This window comes from Orrella dioscoreae (assembly GCF_900089455.2).
In the GTDB taxonomy this organism is placed as follows: Bacteria; Pseudomonadota; Gammaproteobacteria; order Burkholderiales; family Burkholderiaceae_B; genus Orrella; species Orrella dioscoreae.
Genome location: NZ_LT907988.1, coordinates 3,438,922 through 3,455,506, shown reverse-complemented (window position 1 = coordinate 3,455,506; position 16,585 = coordinate 3,438,922). Strand labels below are relative to the sequence as shown.

The window sequence follows — 16,585 nt, the reverse complement described above, 5'->3', positions numbered from 1 at the left end:
CCTTCCGACGCACTGGCGGTTTCTCCGGCCGCCAGTTCAGCCCTTCAGGCAGTTCCCCGTTTTCACCTTCCTGGATAGCCCCTCCATGAGTGCCGTAATGGACCAAAATGCATCGGCCGTGACCCGGCCGGTCGTCGAGACGGGCTCGATGCCCCCCGCCCCCAAGAACAGCAATTCGATGATGGATGCGCTGTTCAAGAACCTGACGCGCACGTTCGCATTCTTCGTGTTCAGCCTGCTGGCTGCGATCATGGCGTCGCTGGTCTGGGGCAGCAAGGAAACGCTGGCCGAATACGGCATCGCGTTCCTGTGGACCAACGAGTGGGATCCCGTCAACAACGTCTATGGCGCCATGGTGCCCATCGTCGGCACCCTGATGACCTCGCTCATCGCGCTGACCATCGCCGTGCCGGTCTCCTTCGGGATCGCGATGTTCCTGACCGAACTGTCGCCCACCTGGCTGCGTCGCCCCCTGGGCACGGCCATCGAGATGCTGGCGGCCATCCCCTCCATCATCTACGGGATGTGGGGTCTGTTCGTGTTCGTGCCGGTCTTCCAGAAGTACATCCAGCCGGGCATGATCTCCACGCTCGGCAGCCTGCCGCTGATCGGCGGCTTCTTCTCCGGCCCGCCCTTCGGCATCGGTATCTTCACCGCCGGCCTGATCCTGTCGATCATGATCATCCCGTTCATCGCCGCGGTGATGCGCGACGTGTTCGAGCTGGTGCCTGCGCTGCTGAAGGAATCGGCCTACGGCCTGGGCAGCAGCACCTGGGAAGTGATGTGGAAGGTCGTGCTGCCTTTCACCAAGTCTGGCGTCATCGGCGGCATCATGCTGGGCCTGGGCCGCGCACTGGGCGAGACCATGGCGGTGACCTTCGTGATCGGCAACGCCTTCCGCCTGCCCGACTCGATCTTCGCCCCGGCCAACTCGATCGCCTCGGCGCTGGCCAACGAGTTCAACGAAGCCGGCGGCATGCAGAAGTCCGCGCTCATCGAGCTGGGCCTGATTCTCTTCCTGATCACCACCGTGGTGCTGGCTCTGTCGAAGGTCCTGCTGCTGCGCCTGTCCAAAACTGAAGGGACCAAATCGTAATGGCCTCGCAACAACCCACCAAGTCGGCGCCGGCCTCGGTGCTGACGATGGCTAACCCCATCTACCGCACTCGCCGCGTCATCAACGCGATCATGCTGGCGCTGTCGTTGACCACGCTGCTGTTCGGCCTGTTCTGGCTGTTCTGGATCATCGCGACCCTGATCATCAAGGGCGGCGCGGCGATGTCGCTGACGCTGTTCACCGAGATCACGCCTCCCCCGGGCCAGGCCGGCGGCCTGCTCAACGCCATCCTGGGCAGCGTCGTGATGGCCGGCGTCGGCACGATCATCGGCACGCCCATCGGCATCCTGGCCGGCACCTATCTGGCCGAGTACGGCCAGCGCGGCTGGCTGGCGCCCGCCACGCGCTTCCTGAACGACGTGCTGCTGTCGGCGCCCTCGATCGTCATCGGCCTTTTCATCTATGCCGTGTATGTGTATCAGGTCGGCCACTACTCGGGCTGGGCCGGCGCCATCGCGCTGTCCATCCTGGTGATCCCGGTCGTGGTGCGCACCACCGACAACATGCTGCTGCTGGTCCCCAACAGCCTGCGTGAAGCCTGCGCCGCGCTGGGCTGCCCCAAGTACCGCATGATCCTGCTGGTCTGTTACCGCGCCGCGCGCTCGGGCATGATCACCGGCGTCCTGCTGGCGGTGGCGCGTATTTCCGGTGAAACCGCGCCGTTGCTGTTCACGGCCCTGTCGAACCAGTTCATGTCCTTCAACATGAACGGCCCCATGGCCAACCTGCCGGTCGTCATCTACCAATACGCCGCCAGCCCCTTCAAGGACTGGAACACGCTGGCTTGGGCTGGCGCCGCTTTGATCACCCTGCTGGTGCTTGGTATCAACATCCTTGCACGCAGCCTGTTCCGCAAGCAGTAATCGCCCCCGGACAGAGACCTCACAATACGCTCAGGACCCGCAATGGAAAATACTGCTCGTGCCGTCGATCAGGCCGCCAACAAGATCGAAGTCAAGAACCTGAACTTCTACTACGGCAAGTTTCACGCCATCCGCAACGTGAACATGTCGATCCGCGAAAACCGTGTCACGGCCTTCATCGGCCCGTCGGGTTGCGGCAAGTCGACGCTGCTGCGTACGTTCAACCGCATGTTCGAACTCTATCCCGGCCAGCGCGCCGAGGGCGAAATCCTGCTGGACGGCGAGAACCTGCTGACCACCAAGACCGATATTTCGCTGATCCGCGCCAAGGTCGGCATGGTGTTCCAGAAGCCCACGCCGTTCCCCATGAGCATCTATGACAACATCGCCTTCGGCGTGCGTCTGTTCGAGAAGCTCAGCAAGGGTGAAATGGATGAGCGCGTCGAATGGGCGCTCACCAAGGCCGCGCTGTGGAACGAAGTGAAGGACAAGTTGCACCAAAGCGGCAACAGCCTGTCGGGCGGCCAGCAACAGCGTCTGTGCATCGCGCGCGGGGTGGCCATCAAGCCGCAAGTGCTGCTGCTGGACGAGCCCTGCTCGGCGCTGGATCCGATCTCGACCGCCAAGATCGAGGAATTGATCGCCGAACTGAAGAGCGACTACACCGTGGTCATCGTGACCCACAACATGCAACAGGCCGCGCGTTGCTCGGACTACACCGCCTACATGTACCTGGGCGAGCTGATGGAGTTCGGTGAAACCGACCAGATCTTCGTGAAGCCTGCCCGCAAGGAAACCGAGGACTACATCACGGGCCGTTTCGGCTGATACGCCGCCGCAACCCGGGATCAACGAGCCGGCCGGTGCAGGAATGCACCGGCCGGCTTGTTTTTGCCTGCCGCGCTTGCGTCGCGCCGTTCAGCTGCCGGGCAGGGCGTGCGCGGCGTCGAAGAAATACTCCTTCCAGGATGCCGCCTGGTGTTTCAGCACGCCCAGCTTGTGCAGCTCGGTGGCGTACACCAGGGTCTGTTGCGGCACGATCGTGAAATCGTTCTCGGGGTCTTCGATGATCTGGCGTACCAGTTCCGGCGACAGCCTGGATTTCTGCTGGCGGATGAAAACCTCGGCGGCTTGCGCCTTGTTCTGGCGGATCCAGGCAGCCGCCTCGTGCAGCGCGTCGTAGAAGGCCTTGTAGGTCTTCGGATTGCCATCGTGGAAGGCCTGGGTGCTGTAGAGCACGTTGAACGTCGCGGGGCCGCCCAGGATGTCGTAGGAGCTCAGCACCTTGTGCACCGCGGGATTGCCGGCAAGCGCCTGGTAATAGAACGGCGCGCTGGAGAAGTGCGCGTTGACCTCCAGGCCACCCGAGATCAGCGCCGCGGTGGCGTCGGGGTGGGGCAGGCTGACCGAGATCGCGTCGAACCTGTTGAAGTTCTCCTTGCCGTAGCGGCGTGCGGTTTCGATCTGCAGGGTGCGCGACTGGAAGCCGACGCCTGCCGCCGGCACGGCAATGCGGTCCTTGTCGCTGAAGTCTTCCAGCGTCTTCACCGCGGGGTTGTTGCTGAGCAGGTAATTGGGCAGCGAGCCCAGGGCCGCCACGGCCTTCACGTTCTGGCGCCCGCGGGTGCGGTCCCACAGCACCAGCGCGGGCGGCACGCCCGCCGACACCACGTCCAGGTTGTTCGCCAGCAGCGCTTCGTTCATGGCGGTGGCGCCGGAGATCTGCCGCCACTCCACGTCGATGTCCAGGCCGGCGGCCTTGCCATGTTTCTCGATCAGCTGGTGGTCCTTGACCACGTCCAGGATCAGGTAGGCGATGCCGAATTGCTGGGCCAGCCGGATGCGGCCTTCGGCTTGGGCGACGGGAGCGATGGCCGTGAGTGTCACGGCGGCCAGGAGCGCGGCGGTAGCGCGTGAAAGCAGGGGGGAGGGTCGGGTCATGGTGGTGGACGAAGGGCGGTATTGGCGCTCCGTTCACCCGCCTGTGCCAGGGTAGGGGAAGTTGGACCGGAGCGGACGAGCCATCGAGTATGGGCTGCGCCGCTGCCGGTCCTAACGATCTTTTCCTTCTGTGCAAATTCCCGACCAAGCAGGCTTGCCGGCGTCAGACCAGTTGCGGCAGCGGACGGCGGGCCAGCGGGTTGGGATCGCCGCGCGAGGCGCTCTCGTTGCGGCTGGCGCCGGGCAGGGCGCCGGCAGGCGCTTGCGGCGCGTCGATGACGTCCCGTTGGCCGATGCGGAAGACGGCCACCGCGTGCTGCAGCTGCTCGGCCTGGGTCTCCAGCGAGGCCGCGGCGGCCGAGGCCTGTTCGACCAGCGCGGCGTTCTGCTGCGTGACCGAGTCCATCTGCGTGACCGCGCCGCTGACCTGGTCGATGCCGGCCGACTGCTCGCCGGAGGCGGTGGCGATCTCGCCGATGATGGCGGTGACGCGGCCCACCGAGGCGACCAGTTCCTCCATGGTGCGGCCGGCTTCCTCGACCTGGCGGGCGCCCGCGCTGACGGTCTCCAGCGAACTGCCGATCAGGTCCTTGATCTCGCGGGCGGCGCCGGCGCTGCGCTGGGCCAGCGAACGGACTTCCGACGCCACGACGGCGAACCCCTTGCCTTGTTCGCCGGCGCGGGCAGCCTCGACAGCGGCGTTCAGCGCCAGGATGTTGGTCTGGAAGGCGATGCTGTCGATCACCCCGACGATTTCGCCGATACGGTGCGAGCCGGTGGAGATGTCGTGCATGGTGGCCACCGCCTGCTCCATGGCGCCACCGCCGCGGCGGGCCACGTCGGAAGCCGTGTCGGCCAGCGCGCTGGCCTGGCGGGCGTTGTCGGCATTCTGCTTCACCGTGGCCGCCAGCTCTTCCATGCTGGCGGCGGTCTGCTCCAGCGAGGCGGCCTGCTGCTCGGTGCGCGACGACAGGTCGTTGTTGCCGTCGGCGATTTCGCGGGCGCTGGTGTGGATTTCGTCCACGCCCTGGCGCACGATGCCAACCGTGCGGGCCAGGCTGGCCTGCATGTCCCGCAGATAGGGCAGCAGTTGGCCGACGCAGTTGCGGCCGAAGAGATCGATGCGGGTGGTGAGGTCACCGCCGGCGATGCGCTGGAAGTGGGCGCGCACGGTCTCCAGCGGCGTGCGGATGTATTGCACGACATAGCGGTCGGCCATGACGAGGAAGATCAGGCACAGCGCCAGCATGACGAAGCCGGCCTGGATGGTGTTGTCGCGGATGCGCGAGGCTTCCGCGCTCAGTTGCACGGCATAGACGTCGGCATACGCGTCATAGGCATTGACCGAGGCGGACAGTGCCGCGCCCAGTTCCACCACCGGGCCCATGTTGTGCTGGTGATAGCCGGCCAGGTCACGCGCGGCGAGCCGCGCGCGCAGCGGCGCCACGCCCTGGTTCAGCATGGCCTGGAAGGCCCGGTCGAGCTCGGCGGCCACGGGGCCGGCGTCGTGCGAACTGGAAAGTGCCTTGAAGACGGTGAAGTATTCCTGCGCGAGCGCGAAGGCCATCTCGACCTGCCCCGCCTCTTCGTCGGCGCGTGCGGTGTCCGAGGCTGCCAGGAATTCCTGCTGGCTGTTCAGGTGCAGGCGTGCGCGCGTGATGTGGTCGTTGGCCTTGCTGAGCGTGGCCGACTCATAGCGCAGCGACTGGCTGGCATCGAAGGCGATGCTGGCCCGTTGCTGGGCGTAGTAGTTCAGCGTGGAGAGGCCGGCCGTGAGCAAGCTGATGGCGATCATCGCCATCAGGGTCATGCGGCGGATCGAGACGTTGCGGAAGAAGGCGAGCGGGGGGGTCTTGGCGGCCATGGTCTCTGGTGCTGGGACGTTCTTGTGGTGATGGCCTTGATTCTTCAGGAGGGGCCCGGGCCTGTCCATGCGGGCGGGGGCGGGCGCGCGTACACTTCTTGCGCTAGGTCAGATGAGCGCTTGATTCCGATCAAGAGAGAGGCCGGCGCGGACTCGTATCCTGGCATTCCGGACACGCACCTCAGAGATGCCGCGCGGCGTGACGGGCCACTATCGGCGCGGCGTGCAAGGAACATCGCCATGGAACACCAGACCCTCTACTTCATCGTCGGCGCCATCAGCTTGCTGGTGCTCATGGCTGGTTACAGTGCGCGTGCGCGCAACTGGGGTATATATCTCATGGTCGTGGGCGTGGTTTCCACCTTCGCGACGATCGGCTATGGCATACACATGGCCTTCCTGTGACCTGATCTGTCGCGGGACGGCTGGCCGTCCTTCGGGGGCTCGCGTGCAGGCGGGCTGCAACACCGGAGGAGAGAGCATTGTTGGATTTATTGATCGTCACTGGCGCGCTGGCCTTCCTGATGATTGCCGCGTATCGCGGCTACAGCGTGATCCTGTGCGCGCCGCTGGCCGCCATGGGCGCGGTGCTGCTGACCAGTCCCGCCGCCTTGGCCCCCGTCTTTTCAGACGTCTTCATGGACCGCATGGTGGGCTTCGCCAAGCTCTACCTGCCGGTCTTCATGCTGGGCGCGGTGTTCGGCAAACTCATCGAACTGTCGGGATTTTCCCGCACCATCGTGCAATCGGTGCTGCGCCGCATCGGCGCGGAGCGCGCCATCCTGGCCATCGTGCTGGTCTGCGCGCTGCTGACCTATGGCGGCGTGTCGCTGTTCGTGGTGGTGTTCGCGGTCTATCCCTTCGCGGCGGAAATGTTCCGCCAGGGCAACATCCCGAAGCGGCTGATGCCCGGCGCCATCGCGCTGGGCGCCTTCACGTTCACGATGACGGCCTTGCCCGGCACGCCGCAGATCCAGAACATCATCCCCACCAGCTTCTTCGACACCACGACCTGGGCGGCGCCGTGGCTGGGCCTGATCGGCGCGGCGATGACGCTGACCGGCGGCCTGGCCTACCTGGAGTGGCGCCGCATGCGCGCCGCGCGCGCGGGCGAAGGGTACGGCACCGAGCTGCTCAATGAACCGGCACCGCCCGCGGGCGAGCAGGGCCACCATCCCCTGATCGCGCTGTTGCCCCTCCTCGTGGTGGGCGTGTCCAACTTCGCGTTCACGCGCCTGATCCCGGGCTGGTATCCGGTGGGCACCGAGATCGTGCTCCCCGGCCTGTCCGAGCCCGTGGTCGCGCGCACCGAACAACTGCTGGCCATCTGGGCCGTGATGGCCGCGCTGATCTCGGGCATCGTGGTGATCCTGCTGTTTGCCTGGCGCAACGTGGTGTCCAAGCTGGCCGAAGGCAGCCGCGACGCGGTCTCTGGCGCCTTGCTGGCGTCGATGAACACGGCGGCGGAATATGGCTTTGGCGGCGTGATCGCGGCCTTGCCCGGCTTCCTGGTGGTGGCCAGCGCCTTGAAGGCGATTCCCGATCCGCTGGTGGGGGAGGCCGTGGCGGTGACGGCGCTCGCCGGCATCACGGGCTCGGCATCGGGCGGCATGAGCATCGCGCTGGCGGCGATGGCCGACACCTTCATCGCTTCCGCGCAGGCGGCGGGCATTCCGATGGAAGTGCTGCACCGCGTGGCCGCGATGGCCAGCGGCGGCATGGACACCTTGCCGCACAATGGCGCGGTGATCACCTTGCTGGCGGTGACGGGCCTGTCGCATCGCCAATCCTATGGCGACATCTTCGCCATTACCTTGATCGCCACCGCGGCCGTCTTCGGCGTGATCGGGGTCCATTACATGACCGGCATCGTCTAGCGCCGGTTGCGTCAGCAGGCCTGGCGGCGGCGCGTCCGGCATGGACGCGCCGCCGTTTTCATTCGGCGGGCCTAGCGGTAGACCAGCCCGCCGTCGATGAGCGGGGCCTGGCCGGTCATGTAGGCTGCGTCGGGGCCTGCCAGGAACGCGACCAGGCCGGCCACGTCCTCGGGCGTCTCGGCCCGCCCCAGGGCGATGCCCTCCACATACTTCTTGTAGGTGGCGCCGACAGGCGCGCCGGTGACCTCGGCCATGCGCTTGTCGATTTCTACCCACATGTCGGTGCCCACCACGCCGGGGCAATAGGCATTCACGGTGATGCCGTCGGCCGCGAGTTCCTTCGCGGCAGCCTGCGTCAGCGCGCGCACCGCGAACTTGGTCGACGAATAGACGCCCAGCAGCGCGAAGCCGTCATGGCCGGCGATGGACGAGGCATTGATGATGCGTCCGGGCGTGCCGCGCGCCTTGAACTTGCGGGCGGCGGCCTGGATGCCCCAGAGCACGCCCTGCACGTTGATGCGGTAGATGCGTTCGACTTCTTCCGGGGTGACGTCCAGCAAGGGCTGCACCTGCGAGATGCCGGCGTTGTTGACGATGATGTCGAAGCCGCCCAGCGTGCGTTCGGCGTGGTCGACGGCGGCGTAGACCTGTTCGCGGTCGCTCACGTCGGCAATGAACGTGGTGGCCTGGCGGCCGAGCGCTTCGATCTCGCGCGCGACGGCGTCGAGCTTGGCCTGGTCCAGGTCGACCAGCGCGAGGTCGGCGCCATCGCGTGCGAGACGCAGTGCGATGCCGCGGCCGATGCCTTGGCCCGCGCCGGTGACGAGGGCGATCTTTCCGGTAATGCTCATGTGCAGCTCCTTGAATCATCGGGGCGCCGGCTCGAGGAACGGCCAGCCCACCGCGATTTCATTATGCCGACGCGAAGTTCGGCGCAGCCTTGATGTGCGTCAATGGGCGCTGGATGCCATGAAGTGCCACACCATGATGACGTGGCAGAGGCTGCCCGCGAGCACGAACAGGTGCCAGATGCCGTGGGCATGCCGCCAGCGCGTGTCGTTCACGAAGAAGACCGTGCCGACGGTATAGAGCAGCGCGCCCCCCAGCAGCCAGGCAATGGCGACGGTCTCCAGGTTCTGCCGGATGGGCAGCGCAGCCAGGGCGCCCAGCCAGCCCATGCAGAGGTACAGCGGCAGTGCGGGGGTGTCCAGTTTCGAGCCCGCCAGTTCCCGTCCGATGCCCAGGATGGCCAGCGCCCAGATGCCGCAGAGCAGCGGCAGGCCCCAATCGTCGCGCAAGGGGATGAGGCAGAGCGGCGTGTAGGTGCCCGCGATCAGCAGGTAGATGGCGCAGTGGTCCGCGCGTTGCCACAGGCGCTTGCGCAGGCCGCGGGTGGAGTGGTAGAGCGTGGAACTGGCGTAGACGCACAGCATGGACGCCGCGAAGATGGCGCAGCTGGCGATGGCCCAGGCGTCGGCGCTGAAGCGCACCGCGCGCGCGATCAGCACCGCGGCGCTGGCAGGCGCCAGGATCATGCCCATCAGGTGGGTCCAACTGTTGAAGCGTTCGCCTTCGTACATGCCGGATGTCCTTGTCGCGGAGGTCGCCAGGAAAAACATGCTTATTGTGACCTATTCTCGTTTACTTTCTGTGTCATTGCCTGGATGACGCGGTTTTCCCTCAGGGAACTGTCAACAAGCCGACGCGCGGCCTCGCTACACTGCGCGCCATGATTCCGCTTCCCGCCCGTGTCCTGGCGGCGCGCCGCGCTTGCCTTCCTGCGGCCCGCGCCGCGCTTTTCACCATGCTCGCGGCCATGGGGCCCGCGCATGCGGCCTTGCCGGCAGCCGTCGACGGCGCGCCGATGCCATCGCTGGCGCCCATGCTCGAGCGCGTGACGCCATCGGTCGTCAACATTTCGGCCCTGGGCGAGAACCGCGAGGCCGTGGGCTATGCGACGCGCGGCCAGGGCGGGCGCCAGCAAAGCTCCGGTTCCGGCGTGATCGTCGACGCGGCCCAGGGCTACGTCCTGACCAATCACCATGTGGTGCGCGGGGCGCAATCCATCAAGGTGTCGCTGCAGGATGGCCGCAGTCTGGCGGCCACGGTGCTGGGCAGCGACCCCGATACCGATATCGCGGTGCTGCGCATCCAGGCAGGGGGCCTGCAGGCCTTGCCGCTGTCCGATTCCAGCGACCTGCGCGTGGGCGACTTCGTGGTCGCCATCGGCGATCCTTTCGGCCTGGGGCAGTCGGCCACGTCCGGCATCGTGTCGGCGCTGGATCGTTCCAGCCTGCGCGCGGCGGGCTACCAGAACTTCATCCAGACGGACGCGTCCATCAATCCCGGCAACTCGGGCGGGGCGCTGGTGAACCTGAGGGGCGAACTCGTCGGCATCAACACCATGATCTACACGCCCTCGGGCGGGAACGTGGGCATCGGCTTCGCCATTCCCTCGAACCTGGTGGGCGAGGTAATGGGACAGCTGCTGCGCCATGGACGCGTGACGCGCGGGTCGCTGGGCCTGGACGTGCTGGACATCTCGCCGCGCGTGGTCAGGCAACTGGGCTATGCGCCCGGCACCACCGGCGTGGCCGTCGCGCGCGTGGTGGATGGCACGCCGGCGCAGCGGGCGGGCGTGCAGGCGCGCGACATCATCGTGGCGATGGACGGCAAGCCGATCCAGAGCACGCAGCAGTTGCGCAACGCGGAGGGCCTGCTGCCGGTGGGCAAGGAGGTACGCCTGACCGTGCAGCGCGCCGGCAAGCGGCAGGACGTGGCCTTGCGCATCGAACGCGAACGGGATGAAAAACTGCACGGCGGGTCGCTGGACCCGCGCCTGAACGGCGTCGAGTTTTCCGAGATGCCGCGCGCGCAACGCCTGCAGGGCAATGACGGGGTGTTCGTCAGCGCCACCTTCCCGGGCCGCGGACCTGCCGCGGCGCACCTGCGGCGTGGCGACATCGTCGTGGGCCTGAACCAGCGGCCGGTCGGCCGCCTGGACGGCTTGCGCGCGCTGCTGTCGGAGTTGGAGGGCCAGCCGCTGTCGCTGACGGTGTTGCGCGGGCGCACGATGATGGGCTTGCAGTTGCGCTGAGATCCGGGGCGAAGCCATGCCGCCTGGCCGTAACACTGGATCAGCTACGCGCAACTGGCCAGCGGCCAGTTCCATAGCTGGCTGAGCGATCCCGAGAATGCTGCCGTGGTGCGCCTGCGCCGGAAGCTGGACTTCGCCGTCTGAGCGGGCGCGTGCGTCAGCGCGCGGGGGCCGTGGGCACCGGCGGCGGCGTGCGCACACCCGCAGGCATGCCGCCCTGCATGGCGGGCGGGCGCTGCGGAAACGCCGAGTTGCCGAAGTTGCCGCCCATGCGGTTGGCCGTGGTGGCCGGCGTGACCAAGCCTGCCTGATTGGGCGGCCGGCGCGTCACGTCCTGCGAGGACAAAGCGGGATTGGGGCGGTTGGGGGGCGTGTCGGGGGACATCTGTTGTCCCAGGCAGTCATAGGACATCGAGCGATAGCCGTTGACCTCCGCGCCGATGCAGGACGGGACGGGCTGGGTTTTTTTCTGTTCCGCGGCGTGGCTGAACGGAGCGGCCAGCAGCAGGCTGGCCAGCAGCGGAATGGATAAGCGTGCGCGCATCGACGCCTCCTGGGATGTTGCGGGACGAGGCCAGTGTAGCGGGCGCTTTGCGCTTATTTCGCGACCGTTATATGTCAATTGCTTGGCCGGCATGTGTCTGCCAAGAGTGGGTGGCTACTCCAGCCTGCACTGCCTTGCCGTCACCGCCTTTTCTGTGGCACTTGCCTTCCGCGCCGTGACGCGCGCAGGCTCGCTGGACCTATTCCTGCCTGCGCTGGCCGAGCACTTCCGCGGGCCAGCTCGATGCGGCGCAGCGGCAACGCCTGCTGCAGGAGTGATGCCCGGACCCGGCTTTGTCATGCGCGCCCGATAGCCTGATTCCCTCCGCGCATGCGACGGTGGCCGTCCCCTTTCCGGGGACGGCCGTCTCGCTTTCCAATGCCGCCCGACGCTGTTTCATGAAATTTTTATGACATTGCGCACTCGGCCGCTTCCCCAAACGTCTAGTAACAAGCAGATGCGAACAACGCATCGGATTCCCATCTTGAGGACTGAGTGCATCCCTATGCAGCATTTCGATAAAGCGGGCCTGCGGGCCTGTGCAAGCGCGGCAGCTGTGGCGGTATTGGCCTTGGGCCTGCCCGGTGGCGCGCTGGCGCAGGGCGCGGCCCAGGAAGCGCCGGCAGCGGATGCGCGCCGGGTCAACGTCAACGAGTACATCGTTCGTGGCAACACCGTGCTGGACGCCGTCGCCATTGAAAAAGCCGTCTATCCCTTCCTGGGGCCCGATCGCAGCCTGACCGACATCGAGGGCGCGCGCGATGCCCTGCAGGCCGCCTATCACGAGCGTGGCTACCAGTCGGTTTACGTCGACCTGCCAGAACAGCAGGTCAACGCCGGCGTGGTCATCCTGCAGGTGGCCGAGACCAAGGTCGGCCGCGTGCGCGTGGTGGGCGCCCAGCACTATTCGCCGCTGGCCATCCGTGACGAAGTTCCCGCGTTGCAGGAGGGCAAGGTGCCCGACTTCAACCAGGCGCAAACCGAACTCGCCGGCCTGAACCAGACCGCCAGCCGCCAGGTCATGCCCTTGGTGCGCGAAGGCAAGATCCCGGGCACCATGGACATCGACCTGAAGGTCGAGGACAAGAGTCCCTGGACGGCCAGCTTCGGGCTGAACAACGACTACAGCGCCGACACCGAGCGCCTGCGCGCCACCGGCACGCTGGGCTACGACAACCTGTGGCAGCGCGGCCATGCCTTCTCGCTGACCTTCTTCACGGCGCCCCAGGACACCGACAACGCCAAGGTCTGGTCGGCGTCGTACACGCTGCCGCTCGCAGCGCGCTGGAGCCTGATGTTCTCGGGCTACCAGTCCGACAGCAACGTCGCCACCATCGGCGGGACCAACGTGCTGGGCAAGGGCCATTCCTTCGGCGCCACGGTCACCTACACGCTGCCCCCCCAGGGCGCCTGGCACAACGCGTTCTCCTTCGGCGTCGACTACAAGGACTTCGACGAAGCCCTGGAGTTCGGTGGCACCAGCGACACCGTGCCGCTCAAGTACGTGCCGTTCACCTTCGGCTACAACGGCTACCGCTACACCGAGGACGCGCAGAGCTCGGTCGGCCTCTCGGTCGTCACGGCCACGCGCAGCTTCTTCGACATCGGCAGCGGCAGCAACGAGTTCGACTACAAGCGTTACCGCGCCAACCCCAGCTTCGCGGTCTTCAAGGGCGATGCCACGCACCTGCACAGCCTGCCGCGTGACTGGCAGCTGTTTGGCCGCACGGGCTTCCAGATCGCCTCGGGTCCGCTGGTGTCCAACGAACAGTTCTCTGCCGGCGGCGCCAGCAGTATCCGCGGCTACCTGGCCGCCGAGCGCTCCGCCGACGACGGCCTGATGGCCTCGATCGAGTTGCGCACCCCGTCCTTCGCCCAGTGGCTCGGCCCCAAGGTCAATGAGTGGCGTGCCTACACCTTCGCGGAGTGGGCAACGCTGCGCCTGCGTGACCCGCTGCCCGAGCAGGACAGCAGTTTCGACCTCGCCAGCGTCGGCTTCGGCACTCGCCTGCAGATGCTCGACTGGCTGACCGGCAGCCTGGACTGGGGCTATCCCCTCAAGGAGGGGGCCAACACCAAACGCCACGACCCGCGTCTCTATTTCAACCTTCGCGCCAGTTTCTAAACCTGAACGGATTGACGGATTTTCGGAGTACGACAATCATGCAACGCCTTTTCATGCTACTGCTGACCGTCATGGTCAGCGCCCTGCCGGCAGTCGCCAATGCCTGGTGGCAAGCCGACTGGAAGTTCCGCAAGCAAATCTCCATCGACACCACGCCCGCCGGCGCGGCCATCAATGACGACATCGGCCGTGTGCCGCTGCTGGTGCGCCTGCACACCGGCAACTTCGTGTTCGACGGCGTGGCCGAGAACGGGTCGGACGTGCGCTTCGTCTCGTCCGACGACAAGACGGTCCTGAACCACCAGATCGAAAGCTTCGACCCCCTGCTGGGCATGGCCGTGATCTGGGTCGACGTGCCCGCCGTCAGCGGCGGCCAACGCCAGGACATCTGGATGTACTACGGCAACGAAAAAGCGCCGAGCACCGCCAATGGCCAGGTCACCTTCGATCCGAACTACACGCTGGTCTATCACTTCAACGGCGCCGCTGATGCGCCGCCCCGTGACAGCACCGGCTACAGCAACCATGCCCAGACCCCGCTCGCCGGCGTGGTCGATGGCGTGGTCGGCCGTGCCGCCCAGTTCGCCGGTGGCGCGCCGCTGATGCTGCCCGCCAGCCCCTCGTTGAACCTGCCCGCCGCCAGCGCCTTCACGTTCAGCGCCTGGGTCCGCGCCGACCAGCCCGCCGGCGATCAATTGGTGTACGCCCGTCGCGACACCGGCAACGCGCTGCTGATCGGCCTGTCCAACGGCGTGCCCTTCGTCGAGGTCAACGGCCAGCGTTCGGCGCCGGGCCAGCCCCTGTCGCCCGCCGCCTGGCAACACCTGGCCGTGACGGCCGACGGGTCGCAAATCGTCCTCTACGTGAATGGCCGTTCCGCCGCCACGCTGGCTGCCGCGCTGCCGCCGCTGAACACCGTCGCCGCCATCGGTGGCGACGTTCCCGGCCAGGCGGCGCCGGCCGCCCCGGCTGCCGATGCCGCCGCAGCCCCGGCCGACGCCGCCGCCGCGCCTGCCGCAGCGGTCGTGACCTACGCGCCGTTCATTGGCGCCATCGACGAAATCCGCCTGTCCAAGATCGCCCGCCCCGCCGCGCTGATCCTGGCCGACGCCACCGCCCAGGGCGCCGAATCGCGCCTGATCGCCTACGGCGCCGACGAAGAGGCCTCGGGCTTCGGTTTCGGCGCGCTGGGCTTCCTGCTGGCCGCCGTGCCCTTCGATGCCTGGATCGTGCTGGCGGTGCTGGCCATCATGATGATCCAGTCCTGGCACATCATGATCTCCAAGAGCCGCAACGCCGGCCGCCTGGAAAAGAGCAACGACGCCTTCCGCCTGGCCTTTTCGAAGGTGGGCAAGCGCCTGGAAATGCTGGCTGACGATCCGCGCGCCGCTGGCCAGCTGAAGGATTCCTCGCTCTGGCGCCTGTACGAAGTGGCCGTCAACGAACTGCGTGTCCGTCGTGAGCAAGGCGCCGATACGCGCATCATCTCCTCGGCCACCATCGAAGCCATCCGCGTCTCCATGGATGCCGTGCGCACCAAGGAACAACAGAAGCTGGGCGCGCGTCTGGGTTCGCTGTCGAACGCCATTGCCGGCGGCCCCTATATCGGTCTGCTGGGTACGGTGCTGGGCATCATGGTGGTGTTCCTGGCCACCGCCATGGCCGGTGACGTGAACATCAACGCCATCGCGCCCGGCATGGCCGCGGCGCTGCTGGCCACCGCCGCTGGCCTGTTCGTCGCCATCCCCGCCCTGTTTGGCTACAACCGCCTGGTTGGCCGCAACAAGGAAATCAACGCCGACATGCGCGTGTTCGTGGACGAGTTCGTTGCCCGCCTGGCTGAAGCCCATGGCGAGACCGACTACCAGGAAACCGTGCACAAGGCCGACACCGCCCGCGCGGTCGCTGGCCAGGCTTAAGGAGCGCATCCATGGCATCCGTATCGAACATGGATGACGACGACGCCACCGTCGATGGCATCAACGTCACCCCGCTGGTTGACGTGCTGATGGTGGTGCTGGTCATGTTCATCCTGACGGCGACGGCACAGATCTCCGGCATCCAGGTGAACCTGCCCAAGGCCAGTTCCAGCGTGTCTTTGTCGCAGCCCAAGACCAAGGCGATCTCCATCAACGAGGCCGGACAGGTGTTCCTGGATGCCTATCCGGTGACGCTGCCCGAACTGGAAGACCGCCTGCGCACCGAGAAAGCGCTCAACCCCGACTTCCCGGTCATCGTGCGTGGCGACGCCATCGTGCAGTACCAGAAAGTCGTCGAGGTGCTGGACTTGATGCGCCGCCTGGAACTGTCGCAAGTCGGTCTCGTGACTGGCAAGGCGAACTGAGTAGGCCTGGATCGAACCCGCTATGTCGTCGAATATTCCCGAACCGCCCAACAAGCACGATCCGTCGCGTTCGCCGCTGTCCGACCTGCTTGACGAGCAGCCCGCCAAGCCGTCGCCCAAGCGCTTCATCGCGCCGGCGGTGGGCGTGGTGCTGCTCGCCGTGGGGGGCTACTTCATCTGGCAGTGGGCCAACGATATGGCTGGCATCAAGCGCGAAGCGCCCAAGCTCCAGGCCATCATCCCGCTGCCGCCGCCCCCGCCGCCGCCGCCCGAGCCTGAAAAGCCGCCCGAGCCGGAGGAGCCCAAGGAAGAGAAGGTCGTCGAGCCCGAACCCGAGCCCACGCCCGTCGAAGAGCCCAAGCCCGCCGACGAGGCGCCGCCTTCCCCGGCCGATGACCTCGCCAATCCGATGCAGATCGACGGCGAGGCCCAGGCCGGCAGCGACGCCTTCAATATCGGTGCGGGCAGTGGCGGCGGCATGGCGGGTTCTGGTGGAGGCCGAGGCGGCAACGCCACGTACAGCCAGTACATGTCGTATGCGCTTGGCAAGATCCTGCGCGAAAACGATGAAACCAGGAACCTGGCTTTCCGCGTGCAAGTGCGGATCTGGCTGACGGCATCCGGACAGATTTCGCGCGTCGAGCTGGATCGTTCCAGCGGCAACGCCGAGGTCGACGCCAAGGTGGTCGCTGCCTTGCGTGCACACCCTGCCGTCGATGAGCGTCCGCCCGCGTCCCTGGCCATGCCGGTCCGTGCTTCCCTCAGTGGTCGCCGGCCCTCCTGACACCTGATCGCCGTAACCGACATCCTTAC

15 protein-coding genes are annotated in these 16,585 nt (G+C 66.6%); 10 read left to right on the top strand and 5 right to left on the bottom strand.

All coding sequences use genetic code 11. The features are described 5' to 3' along the window. The first annotated feature begins 148 nt into the window (after positions 1-148). The 3 genes from pstC to pstB are packed head-to-tail and all read left to right on the top strand — an operon-like array spanning position 149 to position 2,808. Positions 149-1,096 (top strand): phosphate ABC transporter permease subunit PstC, encoded by a 948-nt coding sequence (gene pstC / locus ODI_RS16100; protein WP_408635949.1) that lies wholly within the window; start codon positions 149-151, stop codon positions 1,094-1,096. Next, positions 1,096-1,980: a phosphate ABC transporter permease PstA gene (pstA, locus tag ODI_RS16095; RefSeq protein ID WP_098020927.1), complete on the top strand. Its 885-nt coding sequence runs from the start codon at positions 1,096-1,098 to the stop codon at positions 1,978-1,980. Before pstC ends, pstA begins: the two co-directional genes overlap by 1 nt. Before the next feature lie 42 nt (positions 1,981-2,022). Further along, positions 2,023-2,808, top strand: a complete 786-nt coding sequence (gene pstB, locus ODI_RS16090) for a phosphate ABC transporter ATP-binding protein PstB (protein ID WP_067752044.1) — start codon at positions 2,023-2,025, stop codon at positions 2,806-2,808. A gap of 90 nt (positions 2,809-2,898) precedes the next feature. Here pstB and ODI_RS16085 read toward each other — a convergent pair whose 3' ends face one another. Together ODI_RS16085 and ODI_RS22640 are read right to left on the bottom strand one after the other, a co-directional pair. Beyond that, a complete protein-coding gene (locus ODI_RS16085) occupies positions 2,899-3,921 on the bottom strand; it encodes an ABC transporter substrate-binding protein (RefSeq protein WP_067752042.1) in 1,023 nt (340 codons plus the stop codon). A gap of 163 nt (positions 3,922-4,084) precedes the next feature. Further along, positions 4,085-5,785, bottom strand: coding sequence for a methyl-accepting chemotaxis protein (locus tag ODI_RS22640; RefSeq protein ID WP_067752040.1), 1,701 nt, complete (start codon positions 5,783-5,785; stop codon positions 4,085-4,087). Between the two features lie 240 nt (positions 5,786-6,025). Here ODI_RS22640 and ODI_RS22340 point away from each other — a divergent pair, with 240 nt between their 5' ends. Both ODI_RS22340 and ODI_RS16075 read left to right on the top strand, forming a co-directional pair. Next, positions 6,026-6,190, top strand: a complete 165-nt coding sequence (locus ODI_RS22340; protein ID WP_157929780.1) for a hypothetical protein — start codon at positions 6,026-6,028, stop codon at positions 6,188-6,190. Between the two features lie 80 nt (positions 6,191-6,270). Continuing rightward, positions 6,271-7,662 carry a GntP family permease gene (locus ODI_RS16075; protein WP_162292317.1) on the top strand — a complete coding sequence of 464 codons (1,392 nt, stop codon included), beginning with the start codon at positions 6,271-6,273 and terminating at the stop codon, positions 7,660-7,662. Between the two features lie 71 nt (positions 7,663-7,733). On the opposite strand, the gene ODI_RS16070 is transcribed toward ODI_RS16075, so the two are convergent. Together ODI_RS16070 and trhA are read right to left on the bottom strand one after the other, a co-directional pair. Further along, positions 7,734-8,513, bottom strand: a complete 780-nt coding sequence (locus tag ODI_RS16070) for an acetoin reductase (RefSeq protein ID WP_067752037.1) — start codon at positions 8,511-8,513, stop codon at positions 7,734-7,736. A 99-nt stretch (positions 8,514-8,612) separates the two neighbouring features. Continuing rightward, positions 8,613-9,242, bottom strand: a complete 630-nt coding sequence (trhA, locus tag ODI_RS16065) for a PAQR family membrane homeostasis protein TrhA (RefSeq protein ID WP_067752034.1) — start codon at positions 9,240-9,242, stop codon at positions 8,613-8,615. 149 nt (positions 9,243-9,391) lie between these two features. Here trhA and ODI_RS16060 point away from each other — a divergent pair, with 149 nt between their 5' ends. Next, a complete protein-coding gene (locus ODI_RS16060; protein ID WP_067752032.1) occupies positions 9,392-10,759 on the top strand; it encodes a trypsin-like peptidase domain-containing protein in 1,368 nt (455 codons plus the stop codon). Between the two features lie 157 nt (positions 10,760-10,916). Here the strand turns inward: ODI_RS16060 and ODI_RS16055 are convergent, their stop codons facing one another. Continuing rightward, entirely contained in the window at positions 10,917-11,303 is a 387-nt protein-coding gene (locus ODI_RS16055; protein ID WP_067752030.1) for a hypothetical protein, read from the bottom strand. A gap of 505 nt (positions 11,304-11,808) precedes the next feature. Here ODI_RS16055 and ODI_RS16050 point away from each other — a divergent pair. The 4 genes from ODI_RS16050 to ODI_RS16035 are packed head-to-tail and all read left to right on the top strand — an operon-like array spanning position 11,809 to position 16,556. Next, the gene (locus ODI_RS16050) at positions 11,809-13,428 is read left to right on the top strand and encodes a ShlB/FhaC/HecB family hemolysin secretion/activation protein (protein ID WP_067752027.1); all 1,620 of its coding nucleotides are present in this window, start codon (positions 11,809-11,811) and stop codon (positions 13,426-13,428) included. A gap of 38 nt (positions 13,429-13,466) precedes the next feature. Continuing rightward, complete coding sequence (locus tag ODI_RS16045) at positions 13,467-15,347, top strand: DUF2341 domain-containing protein (protein ID WP_067752024.1); 1,881 nt, start codon at positions 13,467-13,469, stop codon at positions 15,345-15,347. Between the two features lie 11 nt (positions 15,348-15,358). After that, complete coding sequence (locus tag ODI_RS16040) at positions 15,359-15,772, top strand: ExbD/TolR family protein (protein WP_067752021.1); 414 nt, start codon at positions 15,359-15,361, stop codon at positions 15,770-15,772. 22 nt (positions 15,773-15,794) lie between these two features. Further along, positions 15,795-16,556: a TonB family protein gene (locus tag ODI_RS16035; protein ID WP_098020926.1), complete on the top strand. Its 762-nt coding sequence runs from the start codon at positions 15,795-15,797 to the stop codon at positions 16,554-16,556. The last annotated feature ends 29 nt before the right edge of the window (positions 16,557-16,585 follow it).

Bases quoted from the DNA above. Each gene is read 5' to 3' on its own strand.
- ODI_RS22640 (WP_067752040.1), bottom strand. From the start codon at position 5,785: ATGGCCGCCAAGACCCCCCCGCTCGCCTTCTTCCGCAACGTCTCGATC.
- ODI_RS16055 (WP_067752030.1), bottom strand. From the start codon at position 11,303: ATGCGCGCACGCTTATCCATTCCGCTGCTGGCCAGCCTGCTGCTGGCC.
- ODI_RS16045 (WP_067752024.1), top strand. From the start codon at position 13,467: ATGCAACGCCTTTTCATGCTACTGCTGACCGTCATGGTCAGCGCCCTG.
- ODI_RS16060 (WP_067752032.1), top strand. From the start codon at position 9,392: ATGATTCCGCTTCCCGCCCGTGTCCTGGCGGCGCGCCGCGCTTGCCTT.
- ODI_RS16035 (WP_098020926.1), top strand. From the start codon at position 15,795: ATGTCGTCGAATATTCCCGAACCGCCCAACAAGCACGATCCGTCGCGT.
- trhA (WP_067752034.1), bottom strand. From the start codon at position 9,242: ATGTACGAAGGCGAACGCTTCAACAGTTGGACCCACCTGATGGGCATG.
- pstB (WP_067752044.1), top strand. From the start codon at position 2,023: ATGGAAAATACTGCTCGTGCCGTCGATCAGGCCGCCAACAAGATCGAA.
- pstA (WP_098020927.1), top strand. From the start codon at position 1,096: ATGGCCTCGCAACAACCCACCAAGTCGGCGCCGGCCTCGGTGCTGACG.
- ODI_RS16070 (WP_067752037.1), bottom strand. From the start codon at position 8,513: ATGAGCATTACCGGAAAGATCGCCCTCGTCACCGGCGCGGGCCAAGGC.
- ODI_RS16040 (WP_067752021.1), top strand. From the start codon at position 15,359: ATGGCATCCGTATCGAACATGGATGACGACGACGCCACCGTCGATGGC.
- pstC (WP_408635949.1), top strand. From the start codon at position 149: ATGCCCCCCGCCCCCAAGAACAGCAATTCGATGATGGATGCGCTGTTC.
- ODI_RS16085 (WP_067752042.1), bottom strand. From the start codon at position 3,921: ATGACCCGACCCTCCCCCCTGCTTTCACGCGCTACCGCCGCGCTCCTG.
- ODI_RS16050 (WP_067752027.1), top strand. From the start codon at position 11,809: ATGCAGCATTTCGATAAAGCGGGCCTGCGGGCCTGTGCAAGCGCGGCA.
- ODI_RS22340 (WP_157929780.1), top strand. From the start codon at position 6,026: ATGGAACACCAGACCCTCTACTTCATCGTCGGCGCCATCAGCTTGCTG.